The sequence below is a fragment of the Methylobacterium sp. WL116 genome (assembly GCF_008039455.1).
Taxonomy (GTDB): Bacteria; Pseudomonadota; Alphaproteobacteria; order Rhizobiales; family Beijerinckiaceae; genus Methylobacterium.
In genome coordinates this window covers 1-2,018 of sequence record NZ_VRUV01000688.1, presented here as the reverse complement: position 1 = coordinate 2,018, position 2,018 = coordinate 1, and the positions used below count along the sequence as shown (strand labels likewise).

At 71.1% G+C, this 2,018-nt stretch carries 3 protein-coding genes; 1 reads left to right on the top strand and 2 read right to left on the bottom strand.

Annotated elements, in window-relative coordinates:
- Positions 1 to 344: hypothetical protein (locus tag FV223_RS26290; RefSeq protein WP_147729683.1), on the bottom strand; the 344-nt coding region annotated here is incomplete at its 3' end.
- Positions 345 to 519: 175 nt separating this feature from the next.
- Here FV223_RS26290 and gph point away from each other — a divergent pair.
- Positions 520 to 1,203, top strand: a complete 684-nt coding sequence (gene gph, locus FV223_RS26285; RefSeq protein WP_147729682.1) for a phosphoglycolate phosphatase — start codon at positions 520 to 522, stop codon at positions 1,201 to 1,203.
- Here the strand turns inward: gph and FV223_RS26280 are convergent.
- A partial coding sequence (locus tag FV223_RS26280) for an efflux RND transporter permease subunit (protein ID WP_147729681.1) occupies positions 1,194 to 2,018 on the bottom strand: 825 nt, incomplete at its 5' end. The two genes, gph and FV223_RS26280, sit on opposite strands and share 10 nt — an antisense overlap.

The window sequence follows — 2,018 nt, the reverse complement described above, 5'->3', positions numbered from 1 at the left end:
ACCTGCTCCTTCTTCACCAGCACGAAGCAGATGCTCATCTCGCCGGTGCGGTAGTTCACCCGGAACACGCCCGCCTCCCGGGTGTGGCGCGTCGCCACGAGCCCATATTCCGACGGGGGCTGCGCACCGGCGCCCTCGCCGGCCGCGAAGCAGACCGTGAGGCCGATGCCGCCGGCGCCTTCCTGCAAGCCGTATTGGCACGAGGTGACCTCGCCGGTGACCTTGTCGACCCGATACATGCGGTTGAGGTCGGCCTGGGGCGCCGGAACGAACTCGAACGAGGCGGCGGCGGCGGTACCCGGCGCGAGCAGGCCGAGGCCGAGGGCGAGCAGAGGGAGTTTCATGGGGGGTCCCGGAGGGTGTGACGCCCCTCCTTTCGAGGGTTTTTCGGGCAAGTGTGGGGCGCCGCACGCCGTCTCGCGCACGACGCGCACGGTTTCGAAACCTGCCCGCAACCTTGCCCCGCCGCGGGCGGCCGGCTAGCGAGGGCCCCTCCCCCCGTCGCCCCGGAAAGACCCGATGCCCACCCTGCCGAAGATCGCCGTGTTCGACCTCGACGGCACCCTGGCCGAGACCGCGGGCGACCTCGTCGGCACGCTCAACGTGCTGCTCGTGCGGGAAGGCCTGCCGGAACTGGCGCTCGAGGAGGCCCGCGACCTGATCGGCGCCGGCGCCAAGGCGCTGATCCGCCGCGGCTTCGAGGCCGCCGGCCGCGAGCTGACGCCGGAGCGGCACGAGGCGCTGTTCGGCGACTTCCTGGAGCATTACGGCGCGCATCTGTGCGAGCGCTCGCACCTCTATCCCGGCGTGGTCGAGGCGCTGGATCGGCTCGAGGCCGAGGGCTTCCGGCTGGCCGTCTGCACCAACAAGGTCGAGGGGCTCGCGGTCGACCTGCTCGACCAACTCGGCATCGGCGGCCGTTTCGCCGCGATCTGCGGGCGCGCGACCTTCCCCTACAGCAAGCCCGATCCGCGCCACATCACGCTGACCATCGGCCGGGCCGGCGGCGATCCGGAGCGCGCGGTGATGGTCGGCGATTCCCGCGCCGACATCGATGCCGCCAAGGCCGCCGGCATCCCGGTGGTGGCGGTCACCTTCGGCTACACCGACACGCCGGTGGACCAGCTCGGGCCGGACCGGGTGATCTCGCACTTCTCGGACCTGCCCGGTGCCGTCGCCGAGCTGCTGTCGGCTCAGGCGTAGTCCTCCGGCACCCGGACCTTGCCCGCGCGCAGCAGCGTGTAGAGGAACGGCACGAACAGCAGCGTCGCCGGCGTGCCGAAGGCGATGCCGCCCATCACGGCGCGGGCGAGCGCGGCGTTCTGCTCGCCGCCCTCGCCCGTGCCGAGCGCCATCGGGATCAGGCCGAGGAACATCGCGCCCGCCGTCATCAGCACCGGGCGCAGGCGCGTCTCGCCGGCGAGCAGGGCGGCGTCGACCGCCGAGCACCCCGTCGCCTCGCGATGCTCGCGGGCGAAGGTGACGAGCAGGATCGAGTTCGCGGACGCGATGCCCACCGACATGATCGCGCCGAACAGCGACGGGATCGAGAAGGTGGTGCCGGTGATGAACAGGCTCGCGACGATGCCGCAGAAGGCGAGCGGCAGGGCGGCCAGCACCACGAAGGGATCGCCCCAGCTCTGATAGTTCACCGCCATCAGCAGGTAGACGGCGATGAGCGCGATGCTCAGGCCGACGCCGAGGCGCAGGAACGCCGAGTCCATGTTCTCGATCTGCCCGCGCACGGTGATCTTGTCGGGCACCGGCAGCGCCTTCTGCTCCTCGTCGACGATGGTGCGGATCTCCCGCGCCACCGAGCCGAGGTCGGAATCCTGCACCGCCGCGTAGATATTGTAGGTCGGCGCCGTGTTGACGTGGTTGACCACGGTCTGCGTCGCCTCGCGGCGCAGGGTCGAGACGCTGGAGAGCAGGGTCAGCACGCCCGGCTGGTCGCTGTTGGCGCGCACCAGCAGCGGCGTGTTCTGCAGGTCGGTGAGCGAGGCGTTGCGGTATTCCGG

Bases quoted from the DNA above. Each gene is read 5' to 3' on its own strand.
- gph (WP_147729682.1), top strand. From the start codon at position 520: ATGCCCACCCTGCCGAAGATCGCCGTGTTCGACCTCGACGGCACCCTG.